Genomic DNA, 19,466 nt, shown 5'->3' with positions numbered 1-19,466 from the left:
TATAATGTATATAACCAATATATCCTGTTCCGTGATGGAGCGAATGATGTCAGCGAAAGCCAATACTGTACGGCGTGATGAATATTCATTTAACGTTCAAACGTTAAACGGCGCTCAGCTCACTAAGCTGGAAACGCATGCAGATAAAGATTATCTGGTCATTGATTTAGGGCAGGCTAAAGAACATAGCCCGGTTTTTAATGAAACCATCAAAGTGGCGATGCGGGCGGCCATGAATGCTGTTCTGGCATCGTTGAGCATGCCTGAGACCGCAGCGCCTGAAACCGCTGTCGCTCGCCGCAAAGTGCCTGACGAGGCTCTTACTGAAGCAAAGCCGGAAAAATCGGCGCGTGCGGAACGAAATGCACAGCGTTTGCAGCAATTAACTGCCCGTATTCTTGCGGATTCAGAATGGCTGACGGCTCGAGAGTTGTCTGAGAAAGCTAACTTCCGCAACACGAATCCGAGTGCAGGCCCGAACCGCTGGAAGGCTGCTGGCGCTCTTTTTGCTATACCGCTGAATGGCAAAGACAACTATCCGGCATATGCACTGGATGAAGGATTCAGACCAATTCCTGTTGTTAAACAAGTTATTAGATTGTTTGAAGGGAGGAAAACTCCCTGGGGATTAGCTATCTGGTTCGGTTCAGAAAATAGTTGGCTGGCAGGCAGAAAACCGAAAGATGTGTTGATAACTCAGCCACAGCAGGTACTCGAGGCGGCCCATGCCGAACTGGACGGGGGAACCCATGGCTGAGTCGGATAACAGGGATGTTGCCGTTCGCAAGTTGCGGAAACCCAAACATGTATTAGAAGTCAATTTCACAACATGGATAGCGGGCAAACCAATTTGCCGGATACATTCGGCAAACTTTAACGCTCTCCAGTTTAATCCAGGAAAAGGCAACGCCCGGTTTAGTCCTTTAAGCAATGGTGTATCGACTTTGTATGGTGGTGAGAACATTGGCGTTGCCATAATGGAAACGCTCTTTCATGATTTACCGCCAGATTCAGCAGGAGTTCCCTACGATTTGGCAAAACTGGAAGGTGCGGTTCATTCGGTCATCAAACCCTGCACCAATCTTACTCTGGTTGATCTTAATCCTAAAACGCTTCGCAGAATGGGCATTACACGTTCTGAATTACTTGATTCATCCGCCGATCAGTATGTTTTCACCCGTGAATATTCTCTGGCCATTTATTTGAATTTCTCTGAAGTGCATGGCTTGCAGTGGTCTTCAAAACAGCATGGAAGTACAGCCTTAATGCTATTTGGCGATCGGGTAAAACCAGAAGATTTCAGCGTGTTAATTGAGTCACAGCCACTTTTGGAATCTGCCGCCGTAATAAACGCTATCGAATACGAAGCCGATCAGTTGGGGATTGTACTTATTGAACCGTTGGGCGGTTATGGGCCATAGCGCCTGTAATATAATCAACTGATTAGGTGAAAGGTAGCACCCTGAATAAAAGATTTCCTATTGAATCCCTAATTGTTCAAACTCTTCGGCTTATCTCACAGGAGAGATCGCGTGAAAGCCTCTTATACAACAGCCTTGTTCTTATTCAGTACCCTTACTGCACCCGTCCTCGCCGAACAAAGCGGCATCTCATTCGAGCATAAAGACTGGGAAGTGACCTGCGACAACACCCTGACCTGTCGTACCGCTGGTTATGCCAGTGAAGAAGGCGCGGGCGGTTCGGTGCTGCTTACCCGACAGGCTGGTGCGAACACGGTTCCCACCGGTGAGGTCATTTTGTCGGAGACCGACTCGGAAGATGAAGCACCTGTTACTAAGCTGACCGTATGGATTAATGGTGTTTCAGCGGGCGATCTCACCGCGGCTGAAAACGACACCTGGCGGTTATCGCAGCCGCAAACCCTTGGGCTGATCAATGCCGTTAAGGGCAGCGGCAAAGTCGAGTTCAAAGGCGGCCACACGCCCTTTATGCTCTCAAACGATGGCGCTTACGCCGTCATGCTGAAAGTGGATGATGTGCAGGGCCGTATTGGTACGCCAGGCGCATGGACCAAAAAGGGAAATAAGCCGGAAAGCGGCGTAACCAAAGCCGTACCGGCGCCGGTTATTCAGGCGGCGAAAGTCAGTAAAGAACCTTCCCGCCTGCTGACCCAACAGGAGATTACCGCGCTAAAGCCCCGGCTGATGGCTACGCTGACCGACGATCTGCAATGCGATCGCCTGAACCCGGATGAGGAAGAAAAGGGCAGTATTAGCGACGAAGAGAGCGACAAGCTGACCTATATCCCGCTGGATAACACCCATGCTCTGATCTCCACGCTTTGCTGGCGCGCTGCCTACAACGAAGGGTACGGCTACTGGGTTATCGATAAAGCCTTAACCGGTAAACCTGCGATCGTCACGGATTCCGGCGATGATTACCGCGACGGCGAGATTTCCTGGTTCCAGAAAGGTCGCGGCATTGCCGACTGCGTCAGTATGGCCGGATGGGTATGGGACGGCCAGACATTCCAGAAAACCCGACATGCGAACAGCGGGATGTGTCGCTATATCCGTGCGGGCGGAAGTTGGGATTTACCGGATTTTGTGGCCGAAGTGAAGCCAGCGCCCTGACCGGATTTTTTGATTCTAATGACCGTTGAGAAACTAACCTGAAACGGACAAGGTTTGTAAGCCAGAGTTTTAGATGTGCTTTATCTTGCACGAGGCATAGTTTGTTCATAAACTCACTCTGTTCATGATTCATGAACATTTAAAAGGTGTGAACAAATGCGTGATGAGCAACTTCTGGCGGAAGCGATAGCCCATTTGCCTGAGGGGTTTCGGCTGGATTACGAATTGAATGCCAATCGGGCTTCAGTTAATCAGGATGGGCTGGCGACGTTAGTCAGCCCAAATGGGCTACCATTTTTCTTTTCATTAAACGTTAAAAAAATTCACCGTAAAGAGTCACTTAAAAGCATTGTTAACAATACGGCGCACGTTACAACGGCTGCTCCTCTGCTGCTTGTTTGTAATCAACTGACCCCCACTCTTGCTGAGTATTGTCACAGTAATCATCTGAACTTTATCGATATCGCAGGCAATGCAGGGATAAATGTTCCCGGGCTGTATGTACTTATTGAAGGTAAAACGGCAGAGAAAATAGTCGCGCCTAAGTCCCGACTGGCTGAAGGCGTCATGAAGCTGCTTTTTGTTCTGCTATCCCAACCTGAATCCTTAAATGAGACCTACAGAAGCCTGGCTATGAAAGCCGGTGTTTCGCTGGGGATGGTGAGCAAAGCTTTTGAGTATCTTGCCGCACAAAAATACTACCGTAAAACGCAGTCTGGCCGACGCTTAATGAATGCCGAAGAGCTGCTGGTATTGTGGCTACGAGACTACGCTTCGGCCTTGCTTCCAAAATTATCAGGTGTTCGCGTAGCGGGTTGCGATTTGTGGCAGGATATCCCACTGGGTGCAGGAGAGTATTGGGGGGGGGAGGTGGCCGCCGCTGAATTAAGTGACGGTTATCTGGTACCGGAAAAGGGACAGTTATTTACGCCCTATGCTTTGTCAGTGCGCTGTAAGGAACTTGGGTACAGGCCAATGCATGACGGCCAGCTACAGCTGATATCCAGCTTCTGGGGACGGGATTTTCAGCTAAATGAAAAAGCAAAGGTGATGCTGTGCGTAGCGGATCTGCTGGCCAGCGACGACGACCGCAACAAGGAAGCAGCAAGGATTATCAATGACAAATACCTTAAGCTTAGCGATACCGCTCTTTTCAGTTACTGAGTCGCTGTTAACCGATATCCATAATGTCTGTTCTGAGCAGAATCTTCCTTTCTTTATCGCCGGGGCTACAGCCCGCGAAATATTACTTCATCATGTATACGGAAAAAGCATGGGCCGCCGTACGCGCGATATTGATGTAGCTATATTTGTTGAGGAATGGCAGGAATTTTATTCCTTGAAACAAAGTCTGCTACAGCATGGAGCCAGTGAAAAGGCAAAAAACATTCATCGATTGATCTGGCAGGACACCGAGCTGGATATCATTCCGTTTGGGGGGATCACGCAGGAGAATAAGATTGCCTGGCCGCCAGACAGAAGCATTTTTATGGCTGTGGATGGCTTTGTCGAAGCGTTATCTGAGGTCGTTAAAATACAGCTGGCTAACGGTATAACCATTCCGGTTTGTTCGCTACCCGGACTTGCGCTGTTAAAACTGTTTGCATGGCGAGACCGGGGTCAAACTAATGCAAAGGACGCCACAGATCTCTTCAAAATTATCAGCGAGTATGGCTCAATTGAAAGCGCCCGAATCTATGAAGCTCCATTGGATGGTGAAAGGTCAGACTGGGATCCGGTACGTATGGGTGCAGAGCTGCTGGGTTGTGATATTGCCGCTGTCGCTAAAGCAGAGTCTCTCGCTGAATTAAATACGCTGGATCGGGAAAAGCTGACTGATGCCATTCTGCGACAGTCGGACACGCTGATAAGCGATGTGACAGAGCAAATAATGTATGATTTTTGGCACGGACTTCTGCCTGATGATGCGTTTGCAACCCCCCCGTAATGGTTTCATCAACCCAGCTTATGAACGTTGTTTTTCGGCCCACTGCCTGTATGCTCAACGTTGAACACAAGCATGGAAATTATCACGCCGCCCGGCCTCGCTCAGCATCCCCCTTTCTCAGTCAGTTCCCGCGCATAATTAACAAAGTTCTTTAACGTGCGGTGATAACGACGCCGCTGCCAGGCGAGCATCAGCGTGGTGGTAGCCTGTTCATCAATCAGCTGACAATAGCCCACGTCGGGCAGCAGAACCGAACGCTGCGTTTCCGGCACTACGGTGACGCCCATGCCCATCGCCACCAGTCCCATTGCGACCGAAACGTCGCGCGTCACCTGAATCTTTCCCGGCGTGAATCCCGCACGCTGACAGGCAGAAAGCACCGACCAGCCCAGCCCAATACCCGGTGGATCTTCCTGAATCAAAAAGGTTTCATCAGAGAGCTGGCTGAGGCAGATACGTTGCTGCCCGCACAGCGGATGATTAGCCGGTAAGACGGCGGTCAGGGGGCGGGTGACAATATTCAGATAATCCAGTTCGTCGTAACGCGGCACCGGCGAGCGAACCAGCGCGATATCGAGCCGGTCATCCATTAACCGTGTGAGCTGATTGTCGACATTGTGTTCTTCAATTGTTATCTCGGTGGTGGGCCAGGCCTGTCGATAACCATTGATTAACATTGCCAGACTGGGGTCGAGAATGGAACTGCCGACATAACCCAGCGTCAGGTGGCCCTGCAATCCCTGCTTCAAAATATTGGCATGTTCGCGAAACCGCGAAAACTGGCTAATCGCAATTTTAGCCCGGCCAATCAGCTGCTCGCCTTCCCAGGTCAGGGCGACTTTGCGCTTATCACGGACAAACAGCGGCAGGCCGAGCTCCTGCTCCAGCGCCTTAATATGCTGGCTCAGCGCGGGCTGGGCAATATTCAGGCGGCAAGCCGCATTGCCAAAATGCAGCTCTTCCGAAAGGACCAGGAAAGCTTGTAAATGCCGGTATTCCACGCTGAGTCTCCCTTTTTTTGGTGATAATAAACGCTTATTTAAAACAGGGTAATGCTTATTGGACAAAGTTGGCTGGAATTCTAAAACTGATAGCACAGCGAATCATGACCTTTTCCCCGCAGTCGAAGGGTCTGATTAAACCGCACCCTTTAGTTAGCTTCAGTCAGAATCACAGCTTAAGAGGTTTTAAAATGTCTGAGAATCAGAAGAAAGTAACAGACTTACGCAGCGCAATTGAGGTGCTGAGTCAGTACGATGACGAGCTCATTTACACCGATGAACCGGTAGATCCGATTGCTGAGCTGTCTGGCGTTTACCGTTATGTTGGCGCAAACGGTACGGTGATGCGCCCGACCCGTATCGGCCCTGCCATGATTTTTAACAAAATCAAAGGCTATAACGACATGCGCGTGCTCATCGGGCTGCTCTCTTCCCGTCAACGCGTTGCTCATCTGTTTGGCAGCACCCCTGAAAAACTGGCCTTTATGTTGAAAGACGCGGCCAGCAATCCAATCGCACCGATTGTTATTCCGCAAGAAAAAGCCGTCTGCCAGGAAGTGGTGCATCTGGCCAGCGATCCCGACTTCGATATTCTGAAAATCCTGCCTGCCCCAACCAATACGCCGGAAGATGCCGGTCCCTATTTTACGCTGGGCATGTGTTACGCCGCCGATCCAGAAACCGGCGAGCATGATGTGACTATTCATCGCCTTTGCGTGCAGAGCAAAGATGAAATCTCCATGTACTTTGTGCCGGGTCGTCATCTGGACGTGTTCCGTCAGAAAGCGGAAGAGAAGGGCGAGCCGCTGCCGATCTCCATCAGCATTGGCGTGGATCCGGCCATTGAAATCGGTGCCTGCTTTGAGCCGCCAACTACGCCGCTGGGCTTCGATGAGCTGTCGATTGCCGGTAGCCTGCGTAATCAGCCCGTTGAGCTGACGGACTGCGTCTCTGTTCATGCGCGTGCCATCGCCAATGCCGAAGTGGTGATTGAAGGCGAACTGTTGCCAAACGTGCGCGTTCAGGAAGATCAGAACACCAACACCGGCAAAGCGATGCCGGAGTTTCCGGGGTATACCGGCGATGCCCAGGCCGCCGTGCCGGTTATCAAGGTGAAGGCAATTACCCACCGCAAACATCCGATCCTGCAAACCTGCATCGGCCCAAGCGATGAACATACCAACATGGCGGGCATCCCAACGGAAGCCAGTATTTTGCAGATGGTCGAGCGCGCGCTGCCGGGCTTTGTGCAGAATGTTCACTGTCCCTCACCCGGCACCGGGAAATACCTCGCCGTGCTGCAAGTGAAGAAACGTTCTCCGGCAGATGAAGGAAGACAGCGTCAGGCCGCGTTGCTGGCATTCTCAGCTTTCTCAGAGCTGAAGCACGTGATGCTGGTGGATGAGGATGTCGATCTCTTCGATATGAACGACGTGATGTGGGCGATGACCACGCGTTATCAGGGCGATGCCAGCACCGTGTTTATTCCAGGCGTGCGCTGTCATCCGCTTGATCCCTCTTCCGATCCGGCATTCAGTTCGTCCATCCGTGCGCACGGTATCGCCTGCAAAACCATTTTCGACTGTACCGTGCCTTACGATCTGAAGCATAACTTCAAGCGCAGCGCATTCCTTGAAGTGGACGTAAACCGTTTTATTCCCGGCTTTAAAAAATAAGACGCGCTTGGGTCAGGGCTGATTTACCGCGCTGGGGAGAGTCAATGAAATCCATCAGGAGTACCCATCAGTGATAGTAGGACCCTATATTAACGGCTCTGCCGTTTTCCTGGGCGGCATCATCGGCGCGGTACTCAGTACCCGCCTGCCGGAACGTATTCGGCTCAGCATGCCGTCGATTTTTGGTGCCGCCTCAATGTGTATGGGCATCGTACTGGTGGTCAAAGTCGTTCATATGCCGGTAATGGTGCTTTCAGTGATTTTAGGTTCGTTATTAGGAGAACTGATTTATCTGGAAAAAGGCATCGGTAAAGTCGGCGGCAAAGCGAAAGGGCTGGTGGAGCTGTTAGTGAAACCGGGGAGCAGTGATGAAAGTGCGCAGGAGCAATTTTTACATCAATACGTCTCTATCATCGTACTGTTTTGCGCCAGCGGGACGGGTATTTTTGGTTCAATGCATGAAGGCATGACCGGCGACACCAGCGTGCTGATTGCCAAATCCTTCCTGGATATTTTTACCGCGGCTATATTTGCTACGTCATTGGGTTTTGCAGTAGCCATTATTGCCCTGCCTCAGCTGATTATTCAGTTAGCGCTGGCGCATGGTGCAGTCTACATAATGCCCTTGACCACTTCTGCAATGCAGGCTGATTTTTCTGCCGTCGGTGGTGTATTGATGTTTGCTACCGGGTTTCGGATCTGCGGTATTAAAATGTTTCCTGTAGCAAATATGATACCCGCGCTGGTTCTGGCAATGCCAATATCCGCAGCCTGGGTGCACTTTTTTTGAGTTAAAAATAAAATACAAGTCGGCTCATTCATAAATATTATGGGTGGGCCTCGGCGTGTCTGGTATATAACTATTTTTATTGTTGTATGTTTGCTGGCTAATTTGATTTTGATCATAAGTTTTATTGTAGACAGGCGTATCTTTTTTTAAGAAATAATGAGTACCTCTTTTGTTTATAAACGATCGCTTACGATAATACGGATGAGCGCAATCGCGCTTATTATTATGGCTCTCAATGTCAGGTGAAACATGTTTAAAAATAAAATTGCCGTTATGCTGTCTCTGCTTTTATCTTTTGCCGTTACGGCTGAAGAGAACGTCTTGCCAGAAAAAGACATACTGAAAGTTAACGCTGCTGCTGATAATGGTCAGAATGGCACGTTGCGATGGGCGTTGGAGAAAAACAATCAAAATCCAGGCCGATATAAGATAGAGATAGATTTTAAAGATAATGCCCCGTTAGTGATTAAGCCAGGCAAGCCTTTACCAGAAATTAAAGGGCCAGTGGATATTATTAATATGAACTGGTTACGGGAAGGGACATATATTGCCATTGATGGCTCTGGCTATATCAAACCTGTCGATCCCCGCAGCTGTCCGGGTGCAGAAAAAGGGCAGTATGGCGCAAATGTCCGCACCAACACGCTGCCGGGGTTGGTTCTGCGCGATACGCATGACGTCACCATTCAGGGGCTGGAAGTACGTAATTTTTGTATCGGTATTTTGCTAAACCGCGCCAGCAACAACGTAATTGAAGACAACCGCTTTGTGGCAAACCACGGTGGTGCCGGACTGATGATGACCGGCGACGATGGCAAAGGAAACTCAACGGCCACTACCACCCAGCGCAACAAAATTCTGCGCAATACCTTTCTTAATAACGGCGACGGGATGGAGGCAACACGCGGCGCTTCGTTCAATCTGATTGCCGATAACTTAATCACGACCGATGCCAGTAATCAGGAACCGTCTCAGGGGCTGGAAATGCTGTGGGGCAATGATAATCAGGTGATCCACAATACGTTTCAAAACTATTCAGACGGCGTGCAGATAAACTGGGGAAACCGCAACTATATCGCTGCCAATATGTTTAAGAATTTATCCTCTGCCGTTACGCTTAGCGGCACAGATAATATCGTAGCGGGAAACCGTATGGTCAATAATCGCGTTGCCGTCGCGGTTCGGCCACAGGGCGTGGCGGGCAAAGATGGCCGCTTTGGTATTAACCGTATTACCGGACCAAATCGCGATCGCATTTCGGAAAATATTATGATCGATAATGGTAAGGATATTAAGCGCTGCTTTGCTGGCGGCAGCTGCCTGCCTGATTATGCCGGTGCGATAGTGTTTAATGTGCCAGGCCTGGAACATGCCGATTTCCCAGGAAGCCGCGGTGGAGGCATCAGTAATAATGCATCCACGCTTGAACGTATTTGTGCGCTTGATGGTAACAGTGCAGGTTGTGAGAAAACACCCAATGAAAACCAGCTGCCGCCGGTTATTTCACAGGCTGCTCACCAGGGCAACGATCTTATCGTGAGTGGCAGTGTCAAAGGCGAAGCCAATACTCTGTATCGCATTGAGTTCTTCGCTAACAGTAAAGCAAACAGAGACGAAGCTGAAAACTTTCTTGGCTATGACATGGTGCCGGTTCACGCAGATGGGCAGGGCACGTTTAAATATATATTACCACTGACGGATGACATCGTGGTCGCTAACGTTACCAGCACGGCGACGACGGAAGATGGCGCTACATCGCCCCTCAGCAAGCCCGTAACAGCAAAGTAATAGAGACAGTGCTTATTTATCTGTAAAAATAATGTTCGGTAACTCAGCGTTAATGGCTTTTGTTTCTATCCCGTAATTCGGCGGTCTTTAATCCGCTGAAGATAATAACGATCCGTGCTTAATGGAGTAGTAAACGTGAATTTACGAAAAATGGTTATAGCAGTCTCATTATTACTGGGTACACAAAGCGGCGTTGTGGCTTTATCTCAGGCCCATGCGGCGTCCACCAGCCAGGCGGCAGCGGCTTTTACCCAGCGGCATGCCGTCCCGTTGAAGATCAATAACACCCTTATCGGCCAGGGGGCGCCTAAAATCATTGTGCCCACCACCGGCGCCACTGCGGAGCAGGTGCTGGCACAGGCAAAAATGATTGGTGAAAACCCGGATGCCGACCTGATTGAATATCGAATTGATTACCTGAATTTTGCCAACGATCCCGCGCAAGTTGCGGCGCTGGGCAAAAAAATTGTGGCCGAAGTGAAGGGTAAGCCGCTGATCCTGACTTTTCGCACTAAGGCGGAGGGGGGAGCAAAAGTGATAACGGACCAGGCCTGGGGCGATCTCTACCTGGCGCTAATCAAATCGCATTTTATTGATATTCTGGATGTTGAAATGTTCCGCCAGCCCGCGGTGGTGCAAAAAGTGGTGGCTGCGGCACATGAGGCGGGTATCAAGGTGGTGATGTCCAGCCACGATTTTAACAACACGCCCGACCCCGCTGAAATAGTTTCGCGGCTGCGTAAACAGGATGAAATGGGGGCAGATATCCTGAAAATTGCGGTAATGCCGCACAATGCAGGAGACGTACTGAAATTGCAGGATGCCACTGCGCAAATCCGCGAGCGCTACTCACGCAAACCACTGCTGACCATGTCCATGGGCGGGCTGGGAGCCGTCACGCGAATCACCGGCCAGGTGTGGGGATCGGATCTCACCTTTGGCATGATCGGCGAGGCATCGGCTCCAGGTCAGATCGAGGTCAAACCGCTGCGCCAGGCGCTGGAAACCATCAATATGGCGATGACCGGGAAATAAGGTTTATTGCCGGGAGAGGAAAAGCAAAAGCCGGAGAAAACAACCGGCTTTCGCAAAAGAATTACTTGATTTCGACCGTCAACTCCGGTGCGCCAAAGCTCACCAGCTCAGCATCCGAAGCGATAAAATAGCGCCGCCAGAAGGCTTCCAGCTGCTGCATAATCTTACCCGAGCGGTAATTGTTTTTAGCCGACGTATCAATCAGACCGGCACCTGCCACATAAATTTTAGCACCGTGGAAAGCAGCAATAAGCCCCTGTTTTTCCACGCGAGCTATTTCCTGCTGGGGCGTTAACAGGCGGATTTGATTGTTACTGTAAAAGCTGCCGAACGCGCTGTTTTCCAGCATATCTGAAACCAGCACCAGTGATTTTTCCGGCGCGGGGTCGTTTTCCAAATCGGTGGCAATATGCTTAAGGCTGTCGATAATCTCGCTTTTCGCCACGTTGTCGCCTTCCGCCGCAAAGCTTGTTGCCATTAGCTTGCCGATGCCCTGATCAAAATACTGCTTCTGTTTTAGCAGGCAGCTATCCAGGTTCTTCAGACTTTCCATCCCCATATTGTTACGGGCTTTCTGATTGGTAAACAGCGCTTCAAGTTTGCCATCAAAAGCCCGCTTGAGGTAATTGTCCTGGAGCAGGGCGGAAAACTGATACAACACCACGCGATCGCCTGGCTGCACGTAGCGAATTACGTGCTGCCAGAGCGATTTTTTTAGCGCTAGGGGGACTTTGACCGTTTGATCGATAACGATAACCAGCTCCCGGCCACTGTCAGCCGGACGCTCTGCTTCCAGCTGGGCATAGCGGTAACAGCTGGGGATATCGTTGCGCTCGGCGGCATGAGCAAAGCCGGCCAGAGTGACCAGGATTAGCCCAATTAAGCCTCTCATGCTTCCCCCTTCGCCCGGGTTTTATTCAGCAGTTGCTGAACGCGTTGGCGCTTAGAGACGGCTTCAAATGGCAGCCCCTGATCTTCAGCAATCAGTGCCAGCTCCTCCTGATCCAATCCGGTTAGATCGCCTAATGCATGCAGACGCTGTTTTTCCTCGTCCTGAGGCAGCTGAACGACGTTGTTGGCGTTAGCGGTGAAAGAGGTTGCAGGGCTCTGAACCGAAGTCGTAGCCTGAGCCTGCTGAGCCTGCTGAGCCTGCTGAGCCTGCTGAGCCTGCTGAGCCTGCTGAGCCTGCTGAGCCTGCTGAGCCTGCTGAGCCTGCTGAGCCTGCTGAGCCTGCTGAGCCTGCTGAGCCTGCTGAGCCTGCTGAGCCTGCTGAGCGGCTTCAGCAATAGCTTTTTTCTGCGCAGCAGCGGCGGCCTGCATTTCAGCAGTGGTTTTAATCTGCTGGCTTTCTTCGAATTCAGAACGGGCTTTATCCACACGCTTGCCGCTGGCAAAATCGTTAAAGGTGGGCAGCTCGATGAGCTGTTGGCTCTGGCTGCTGGTACGCTTCATCATTAGCCGGTTTTGCAGCGCACTCAATTTTTCCTGAGCATCACGCTCCACGCGGTCGCGATGCATACTGTGCCATGCAGTAAACTCTTCTGAGCTACTGAAGTTACCCACGTATTTCGCCGCCATTTTGGATTCAATACCGGCAAACGAACGATAAAGGCCAATCAGGATCCCAATTAGCTGCACGCCAACAAAGATTACCGAAAGAATAATGAAAGTCAGTTTTGAAGCGAAAATCCGGTTATTGCTGATCTCTTTATTCGCCTGGCCATCCGCTTTCGCGTTATCTTCAGCGGCAGCGGAAGGTAGGTCGAACGGAGAAGCGTTCTGCGCTTCGCTCATTTGACTGAATGGCGAGCCATTCACTGCCTGCGTATCAATAGAGTCAATTGTTGCGGCACGGACAAAGTAGGCGCCAACGGCAAAGAAAACGATCAGCGCCAGCGCAATAATGGTAGCCCAGTACTGCGGTTTGGCATGCACATTGGTATTGAGGCGATTGCGCATCTGCACATATTCAGGCTCATTGTCATCCTGGTCGGTTGTTTCGAGCGATATCTTATTACTTTTCAATAATCCTTTGGCGTTATTGGTATCACGGGCGTCTTCATACCAGTAACGAACTTTTTTCAGCAGCGTATTCTTGTGCAGCTCAGCACCCATCAGGTGCGTCGCCGGAACCAACACCACACCAATCAATACTGAAATAACAATGGCGGAGAATTCAGCCTGGTTGGCGGAAATATTGTTGGCAATAAAGGGAGAAAGTACCAGCGCAAAAATAAAGGCTTCAAGCAGCACCAGCGCAACGCTACAGAACCACAGCAGCGGACCGGTAGGTTTACGGCCTCGTTCGTCCACTTTGTTCAAATAGTTAACGCTACGCAGAAAGAAATCGGCATTCAGATTAAAGGATTTATAGTGTTGCCAGTATTTGGCACAAAGCGCCTCTTCGGCCGGATACCACATTTTTCCACCGGTTCCTGCGCGGCGCGGCTCATTACTGCGCGACAGACGTGCTACAGAGCCGATGATTGGCAGGCTACAGCCAAGATTCAGGAAAAAATAGCTTACCTGGCCCCACCAGCGAATAACCACGATGGTTAACACCATCAGTCCTACCAGTGGCCAAAAAATATAGCGATAAAGCGAGATCGCTTCAGCGATGCTCTGAAAAAGTTCCATTGTCTGTTCCTTGATTAACTACGGATCGGGCTGTAAGCCGCCATATAGGCGCTGCTATGGCTGCTATGGCTGCTATAGAAAAGCTGGCCTTGCTGCGCTTTTGTCGCATTCTTAGGCACCAGCAGATCGATGCACGAAAGAGGCTGTTGCTGATCGGCCGGCAGATAAACGCGATAGAGAATGCTCTCTTCACCTTCCCAGGCATTGGCGATCGCGCTAATAGCCGGATCTGCATGACGGTTGCCGCTGTTCTGATAGTTGCGGGTAATATAAACCTTCGGATTACCGACGACGGTGGCGTTATCTTTTAATACCGATACCGGCGAAAGCGTGACCAGATGGTTGTTGACCAGGCCTGCCCAGGCGCGGCCGTTCATACCGGTAAAATAGTCGGTAGTGGTGTGCGTCTCGACCACTTTGCCGCTGGCAAGATTGCGGGCAACGCCGCTCACCCTTGCGCTATCGCTAAGACAACTTTCCGTCACGCCGCTGGCGTTGGCCTGAGAAATTAAGCTGAATCCGCTGCTGCGAGGTTTAAGATTAGCGGCAAGCGATGTGGTCGATGAGCTAACGGGCTGACCGCCAAAATCTACCCAGTTTTTACCGTTGGCAGGCTCTGATGAGGCTGAGGCTGTCTGGCTGACGCTCTGATCCGAAGTTATAGCACCGGAGGGGAGGGAAGCTGATTTTGACTGGCTGTGATGATTTTTAGCGCTGCGCCGCGCTGAACTGATAGATGTAACGGCAGTGCGCTGAGTCGCTTCTGTCGTTCGTGTACCATAACGCAGATAAGCCAGGTTACTGCCTTCCTGCTCTAACCGCTGTTTCATGAGGGCTTCATTTTGCAGTCCGACAATCTCAACCCTTCGGTTAGCCGCTCGTCCGGTGGCAGAACTGTTCTCAGCGACAGGACGCGAAGCGCCTGCTCCCTGAAAATAGAGCCGCTGCGGGTTAAGGCCTGCCTGTTGCAGGATCCGGCCGACAGCCTGCGCGCGGTTTTCTGACAGCGTCTGGTTCCAGCTGGCATTGCCGGTGGCATCAGTATGGCCAACAACCAGCACCACGCCGTTTTGATCGTCTTGCTTCATGGCGGCCGCAATCTTTCTGACCTGACGAAGGCCGTCAGCAGAGAGCTGCGCGCTGTCGGTGTCGAACATACCGCGGTCTTCAACTTGTGCCACTATGCCAACAGCCTGCTTGCCTCCTCTCTCCTGAGACTGCAAAGATCGAGTGGCAATGGCGATATGTTCTTCGGCAGCAATTTTAGCCAGCGCTTTTTCACGCTTCTGCCAGACGTTGCCAGCGGCACAACCTGCGATACCGCCAATCAGTCCGCCAGCGACAGCCTTACGCGCATCTTTGGTAATCAAATAAGTGAGGCCGCTGCCTAATGCTGCGCCGCCAATACATCCTAAAGCCGTACCGTAATTTTCACCTGCTTCATGCAGGCTGGCGCAGCTTGAGGAAAGCACGACAACCGCCGTTAATAAACTCACTTTCCGCAAATGATGACGTTCCACTTCCTCTCCTTTTCCATCCCAAAAAGTAAAAATGCTTTTTTCTTTTCCATAACTCAGCGAGTGACACAGTAAATAAGCCTGCAGCAATTTTTATCCGGGCAGAAATTTCATTCGCCCTGGAAATGCTTCTGCAAAAAGATGGTGCGTTATAATTATTGGTTTTAAGCCAAACTGGCATGTGCATGCAGCGCGCGGCGTGGCCATACAGCAGAAGATCTTCTCTGACAGCGCCGTCCATTTCAAAAGGTCCAGAATCAAGCCGCCTGAAATTACCCGAACGCTCCTAAAACGCGCGGACATTATTGTCACAGGCCTGGTCATTGTCCAGTCCTGACAAAATAATCTGTCAGTGAGAAAAACGGGAATGTGGATAAGTCAGGAAGGCAGCCGCTCTTTTCGCGAAAAAAAAAGTGAATGAGAGATGGCAACAGAACGCTTTAATATGCCAGTGGGAATCTGTGATCGATTCTCTTAAAATGTGGCGTGAAATAAGTAAAGGAAAGCGCAATGGCAGATTACGGGTGGCAGGATTTCCGCGATCGGGATAATAACTGGTTAGGTCTGGAAATGGGTATTAAAGCCGATTTTGACGTTAAGGCGAATATTGAAATTGTTAGCGGTCACTAAGAAAACATATCTGCACAAACACATTCTGGTGGCCCATTTGCCTGGAATACTGACGCGGGAAAGTAAAGATGGCGGGGTTTGAAATCATTATGCCGGAAACGATCAATTGCAGGCCGTTGCCGTTCAACAGGCTACCAACCCGGGTGGGCTGGTAGCGGACTGAAGAGCGTTAATGCCCCTGATGCGACACCTCGCCCTGCATTTTCTCCTCCTCTGCCTGTTTCTTCGCGGCGGATTTTTCATCGTCTGATAAATCACAGCCTTTTGGCAACGTCGCAGCAAGAACGCCCGCGATAATCAGCGAAGCGGCCAGCGCGCAAACGGCGGCACCCTGTCCGTAGACATACGTCATGATCCCGACCAGATACGGACCGCAGAAACCGCCGAGGTTGCCCAGTCCGTTAATCACGCCACGTGCGCTGCCCGCCAGCTCCGCCGAAGCGATGCGGCCAGGGATAGTCCAGAAGGGACTGGTTGCCGCCTTGAGGAAGAAGCCGCTGAACACCAGCGCGATATAAGAGGCGACAATATGCTGATTCAGTCCGACCGAAGCCAGCAGCGAGGCGGCAAAGCAGAACAGCGAGACCATTACCCAAAAGCGACGTTTACCGGTGCGGTCGCTCAGCCAGGAAATCAAATAGATACCGGCAATGGTGGCGACAAACGGCAGGATAGCCAGCACGCCAACGCCCGCCATATTCGCGCCGGTCAGATTTTTCAGGATGCTGGGCAGCCACAGCGTATAGCCGTAATCACCGGTCTGATAAAAGAAGTTCAGCAGCACCAGCTTCATCAATCCCTTACTGCGAAACACCTCTTTCAGGCTTGCCTTGCCCGGCGGCGTTTTTTTCGCGCGCTCTTCCCGATCGCGTTTTAGCTCGGTCAGCAGATAGTCGCGCTCGCGTGCCGGTAACCAGCGCGCTTCTTCAGGCCGATCGCTGATCGCTATCCACCACACCAGCAGCACGAACGCAGAAAGCACGCCTTCGATGATAAACAGCCAGCGCCAGTCAAACATATTGATTATCGTGCCGGAGATCGGCGCGGTGAACATGCCGCCAAGCGGCGCAAACATCATTACAAAAGCATTGGCGCGGCCCAGCTCTTTTTCCGGGAACCAGTTACTGACCATCGTCAGCACTACCGGCAGCATTCCGCCTTCGGAAACACCCAACACAAACCGCAGGGCCAACAGCTGCCAGTGGTTGGTGACAAAGCCGGTGGCGATGGAAACCACCATCCAGGCCGCCAGCGACCAGGCGATAAAGCGCTTGCCGCTGCCGTTAACGGCAATCCGGCCGCCAGGCACCTGTAAAAACAGATAGCCGATAAAGAAAATCCCGCTGGCGACGCCCGCCATCTGGCTGGTGATCGCTAAATCTTTTTCCATCCCGCCGGGCAGGGCAAAACTGATATTGACCCGGTCCATAAATGAAATAATGCAGGTAATCAGGATCGGGGCTATTACACGCAGCCAGCGTGTTCCGGGTATCTTATTCTTCATCTCTGACCCTCGTTAGAGTAAGGCGTGAACGTGCCCCACGCCTGTCTGGCAGGATGAAAAGAAGTTATCCCGTCATCCTGAACTGATAAAAGGAATTAAATTGCGTTAGGGAGATCATCTGCTTTGAAAAAGGCTTCAACGTTGGCAAAAACGACATCACTCATTTTTTGGCGGGTTTCGTGCGTAGCGCTGCCAACATGGGGTTGTAAAACCACATTGCTCATGGCTATTAACTCTTCCGGCACCTGCGGTTCCTGCTCATAAACGTCCAGTGCGGCACCGGCTATATCGCCTTTACGTAAGGCCTGAATTAACGCGCTTTGATCAACCAGCGTGCCGCGCGCAATATTAATCAGCCAGGCGTGTTTTGGCAGGGCATGTAAAACATCAGCGTTAACCAAACCTTTGGTGGATTCGCCACCGGCGGCGGCAATTACCAGGAAGTCGCTATCGCGTGCCAGAGACTGCACGTCGTCGTGCCAGGCGTAAGGCAGCGCGTCATGACGGCTGCGGCTGGTATAGCTGATTTGCATATCAAAACCAGCGGCGCGGCGGGCAATCGCCTGGCCGATATTGCCCATGCCTAAAATGCCGATGCGTTTGCCGCTAACCTGATTGCCCAGCGTCGGGGCGGTATTCAGCCATTTGCCTTGACGGACGAAGCTGTCGCCCTGACATAAGCGGCGTGAGGCGGCCAGCAGCAGTCCCATGGCCATATCGGCCACATCGTTGGTCAGCACGCCAGAAGTGATGGTGACGGCAATATTTTTCGAGCGGGTATAGTTCAGGTCTATGGCATCGGTACCCACACCGAACACGGCAACCAGGCCCGCGTTGGGCAGCTGTTCCAGCACCTCTTTGCGCACGCCGACGTCACCACGCGTGACCACCGCCTTGATGGTGTCGCCTTTGTCGGCCAGAAACGTCTGCGGGTCATCCTGCTCAAAAAGACGGTGTACCGTCCAGGCCGAAGCAAGGCGATCGAGCAGGGCGTCAGGTACGGCAGCGATTAACAGGATGGCTTGGGTCGTCATAAATATCTCCCTTCGGAATGCGATACGTCGGATACGTATTATTAAAGGCGTTCCTGAAGGATTTTTTGTGACGAAGATCACACTGAATCGTGTTAAGAAATCGTGTTACCGACTACGTGATCGCCAGGACAAAACCGGCACGATCGGCAGGGATTTTTAGGGGGGAAGAGGCTTAAATAGTGGCACCCATCGATAAACGATAGTGCAAATCTACGCGCTCGATAGTCGGCATATTATTGATTTTTTTAATTAAGATTTCGGTGGCGGTTTTGCCCATCTCAAAGCGCGGCGTGATCACGCTGGCCAGTTTTGGCGTGGTGACCTGTCCGATTTCCAGCCCGTGAAAACCGGCAATCGCCATTTCTTGAGGCACCGCGATACCCGCCGCCAGACACTCTTGTAAAACGCCGACGGCCAGGTCGTCATTGGTGCAGAGAATGCCGTCCATATCGGGATACATTTGGCGTGCCAGCGTCATCATGCCCGCGCCGGTCGACACGGAAGACACTTTGTTCGGTGAGATGCGTCCTGCCTGCAAACCCGCGCCCGCCATCGCCTGGCAATAGCCCGCGTAGCGCTGTTCGTCACGAATATCGGACATCGATCCAAAGTAGATAATGCGTTTTTTACCGCTGCCAATCAGCATGCTGGCCATATCAAAACCGGCCTGATGGTTGTTAAAGCCAACGTTAACGCGACCCTGAGTGGTCGTCAGACCCATCACTTCTGCAACCGGAATGCCGGAAGCCTTGAGGTATTTTTCTGCCCGCACCGTATGAACCGATTCAGTTAACAAAATCGCCTTAACATTAAACGCTAACACCGTGGCGATCTGTTCTTCTTCGCGCTGGCTGTCGTAGTCGTAATTAACCACCAGCGTCTGGTAGCCCTGAGCGCCGGCGACCGATTCCACACCGGCCAGCAGCTCGGAAAAAATCTGGTTATGAAAAGAAGGGATTAACACGCCGATACGGGGCAGGGCGTTGCTGGCGATAGCGTGATTATCAGGATCGGGCTGATAGCCCACTTCGGCGATGACGCTGGCAATGCGCTCGGCGGTGTCGGGCTTTACTTTTTCCGGCGTGCGTAAATAGCGGCTGACGGTCATTTTCGTTACGCCCGCCAGCGTGGCGATATCGTGTAACGTGATGCGTTGCATTTTCATAGAGGGTCATCAGCCTGCCGGTTATAGCCTGTCATTATGCCTGCTGCGTGACATAAAGGAAATTAACAAAAGCTGCGCTTAACTTTATTTGCAGCGCCTTGATTCATGGGAAAATTCGTGGCGGATCACAGCGCTTGTAACCTGCTT

The 19,466-nt window shown here is 51.5% G+C and carries 16 protein-coding genes; 9 read left to right on the top strand and 7 right to left on the bottom strand.

Going from position 1 to position 19,466, the window contains the following annotated elements; all coding sequences use genetic code 11:
* Window positions 1-43 precede the first annotated feature (43 nt).
* The 5 genes from AAGQ96_RS18585 to AAGQ96_RS18565 all read left to right on the top strand — a co-directional run bounded on the left by AAGQ96_RS18585 (window position 44) and on the right by AAGQ96_RS18565 (window position 4,542).
* Complete coding sequence (locus AAGQ96_RS18585) at window positions 44-757, top strand: integrase (protein ID WP_342754291.1); 714 nt, start codon at window positions 44-46, stop codon at window positions 755-757.
* The gene (locus AAGQ96_RS18580; protein WP_147199929.1) at window positions 750-1,421 is read left to right on the top strand and encodes an RES family NAD+ phosphorylase; all 672 of its coding nucleotides are present in this window, start codon (window positions 750-752) and stop codon (window positions 1,419-1,421) included. Before AAGQ96_RS18585 ends, AAGQ96_RS18580 begins: the two co-directional genes overlap by 8 nt.
* Window positions 1,422-1,532: 111 nt before the next feature.
* On the top strand, window positions 1,533-2,594 hold the full coding sequence (locus AAGQ96_RS18575) for a DUF1176 domain-containing protein (protein ID WP_342754290.1): 1,062 nt from the start codon (window positions 1,533-1,535) through the stop codon (window positions 2,592-2,594).
* 156 nt (window positions 2,595-2,750) lie between these two features.
* Complete coding sequence (locus AAGQ96_RS18570; protein ID WP_342754289.1) at window positions 2,751-3,758, top strand: type IV toxin-antitoxin system AbiEi family antitoxin; 1,008 nt, start codon at window positions 2,751-2,753, stop codon at window positions 3,756-3,758.
* Window positions 3,712-4,542 (top strand): nucleotidyl transferase AbiEii/AbiGii toxin family protein, encoded by an 831-nt coding sequence (locus tag AAGQ96_RS18565; protein ID WP_342754288.1) that lies wholly within the window; start codon window positions 3,712-3,714, stop codon window positions 4,540-4,542. Before AAGQ96_RS18570 ends, AAGQ96_RS18565 begins: the two co-directional genes overlap by 47 nt.
* A gap of 101 nt (window positions 4,543-4,643) precedes the next feature.
* On the opposite strand, the gene AAGQ96_RS18560 is transcribed toward AAGQ96_RS18565, so the two are convergent.
* Window positions 4,644-5,543, bottom strand: a complete 900-nt coding sequence (locus AAGQ96_RS18560; protein ID WP_147199925.1) for a LysR family transcriptional regulator — start codon at window positions 5,541-5,543, stop codon at window positions 4,644-4,646.
* Window positions 5,544-5,734: 191 nt separating this feature from the next.
* On the opposite strand from AAGQ96_RS18560, the gene AAGQ96_RS18555 reads away from it, so the two are divergent.
* The 4 genes from AAGQ96_RS18555 (at window position 5,735) to aroD (ending at window position 10,832) form a co-directional block, all read left to right on the top strand.
* Window positions 5,735-7,219 carry a UbiD family decarboxylase gene (locus AAGQ96_RS18555; RefSeq protein WP_147199924.1) on the top strand — a complete coding sequence of 495 codons (1,485 nt, stop codon included), beginning with the start codon at window positions 5,735-5,737 and terminating at the stop codon, window positions 7,217-7,219.
* A gap of 70 nt (window positions 7,220-7,289) precedes the next feature.
* Entirely contained in the window at window positions 7,290-8,009 is a 720-nt protein-coding gene (locus AAGQ96_RS18550; protein ID WP_342754287.1) for a DUF554 domain-containing protein, read from the top strand.
* A 249-nt stretch (window positions 8,010-8,258) separates the two neighbouring features.
* Complete coding sequence (locus AAGQ96_RS18545) at window positions 8,259-9,797, top strand: NosD domain-containing protein (protein WP_147199922.1); 1,539 nt, start codon at window positions 8,259-8,261, stop codon at window positions 9,795-9,797.
* Between the two features lie 135 nt (window positions 9,798-9,932).
* The gene (gene aroD / locus AAGQ96_RS18540) at window positions 9,933-10,832 is read left to right on the top strand and encodes a type I 3-dehydroquinate dehydratase (protein WP_342754286.1); all 900 of its coding nucleotides are present in this window, start codon (window positions 9,933-9,935) and stop codon (window positions 10,830-10,832) included.
* A 61-nt stretch (window positions 10,833-10,893) separates the two neighbouring features.
* Here the strand turns inward: aroD and AAGQ96_RS18535 are convergent, their stop codons facing one another.
* The 6 genes from AAGQ96_RS18535 to AAGQ96_RS18510 all read right to left on the bottom strand — a co-directional run bounded on the left by AAGQ96_RS18535 (window position 10,894) and on the right by AAGQ96_RS18510 (window position 19,319).
* Window positions 10,894-11,724: a hypothetical protein gene (locus tag AAGQ96_RS18535; RefSeq protein ID WP_342754285.1), complete on the bottom strand. Its 831-nt coding sequence runs from the start codon at window positions 11,722-11,724 to the stop codon at window positions 10,894-10,896.
* Window positions 11,721-13,469 (bottom strand): hypothetical protein, encoded by a 1,749-nt coding sequence (locus AAGQ96_RS18530; protein WP_342754284.1) that lies wholly within the window; start codon window positions 13,467-13,469, stop codon window positions 11,721-11,723. The genes AAGQ96_RS18535 and AAGQ96_RS18530 overlap by 4 nt, the downstream gene beginning before the upstream one ends.
* A gap of 14 nt (window positions 13,470-13,483) precedes the next feature.
* Complete coding sequence (locus AAGQ96_RS18525; RefSeq protein ID WP_342754283.1) at window positions 13,484-14,989, bottom strand: OmpA family protein; 1,506 nt, start codon at window positions 14,987-14,989, stop codon at window positions 13,484-13,486.
* Window positions 14,990-15,785: 796 nt separating this feature from the next.
* Window positions 15,786-17,120 carry an MFS transporter gene (locus AAGQ96_RS18520; protein ID WP_147199920.1) on the bottom strand — a complete coding sequence of 445 codons (1,335 nt, stop codon included), beginning with the start codon at window positions 17,118-17,120 and terminating at the stop codon, window positions 15,786-15,788.
* 95 nt (window positions 17,121-17,215) lie between these two features.
* Entirely contained in the window at window positions 17,216-18,154 is a 939-nt protein-coding gene (locus AAGQ96_RS18515) for a 2-hydroxyacid dehydrogenase (protein ID WP_342754282.1), read from the bottom strand.
* A 172-nt stretch (window positions 18,155-18,326) separates the two neighbouring features.
* Complete coding sequence (locus tag AAGQ96_RS18510) at window positions 18,327-19,319, bottom strand: LacI family DNA-binding transcriptional regulator (protein WP_342754280.1); 993 nt, start codon at window positions 19,317-19,319, stop codon at window positions 18,327-18,329.
* Window positions 19,320-19,466: the final 147 nt, after the last annotated feature.

Source organism: Pantoea sp. MBD-2R (assembly GCF_039134845.1).
Taxonomy (GTDB): Bacteria; Pseudomonadota; Gammaproteobacteria; order Enterobacterales; family Enterobacteriaceae; genus Erwinia.
This window is presented reverse-complemented; position numbering and strand designations above follow the sequence as displayed.

Excerpts from the sequence above, each read along its gene's own strand:
- AAGQ96_RS18570 (WP_342754289.1), top strand. The coding sequence starts at position 2,751 with ATGCGTGATGAGCAACTTCTGGCGGAAGCGATAGCCCATTTGCCTGAG.
- AAGQ96_RS18580 (WP_147199929.1), top strand. The coding sequence starts at position 750 with ATGGCTGAGTCGGATAACAGGGATGTTGCCGTTCGCAAGTTGCGGAAA.
- AAGQ96_RS18585 (WP_342754291.1), top strand. The coding sequence starts at position 44 with ATGATGTCAGCGAAAGCCAATACTGTACGGCGTGATGAATATTCATTT.
- AAGQ96_RS18510 (WP_342754280.1), bottom strand. The coding sequence starts at position 19,319 with ATGAAAATGCAACGCATCACGTTACACGATATCGCCACGCTGGCGGGC.
- AAGQ96_RS18565 (WP_342754288.1), top strand. The coding sequence starts at position 3,712 with ATGACAAATACCTTAAGCTTAGCGATACCGCTCTTTTCAGTTACTGAG.
- AAGQ96_RS18515 (WP_342754282.1), bottom strand. The coding sequence starts at position 18,154 with ATGACGACCCAAGCCATCCTGTTAATCGCTGCCGTACCTGACGCCCTG.
- AAGQ96_RS18530 (WP_342754284.1), bottom strand. The coding sequence starts at position 13,469 with ATGGAACTTTTTCAGAGCATCGCTGAAGCGATCTCGCTTTATCGCTAT.
- AAGQ96_RS18555 (WP_147199924.1), top strand. The coding sequence starts at position 5,735 with ATGTCTGAGAATCAGAAGAAAGTAACAGACTTACGCAGCGCAATTGAG.
- AAGQ96_RS18535 (WP_342754285.1), bottom strand. The coding sequence starts at position 11,724 with ATGAGAGGCTTAATTGGGCTAATCCTGGTCACTCTGGCCGGCTTTGCT.
- AAGQ96_RS18545 (WP_147199922.1), top strand. The coding sequence starts at position 8,259 with ATGTTTAAAAATAAAATTGCCGTTATGCTGTCTCTGCTTTTATCTTTT.
- AAGQ96_RS18520 (WP_147199920.1), bottom strand. The coding sequence starts at position 17,120 with ATGAAGAATAAGATACCCGGAACACGCTGGCTGCGTGTAATAGCCCCG.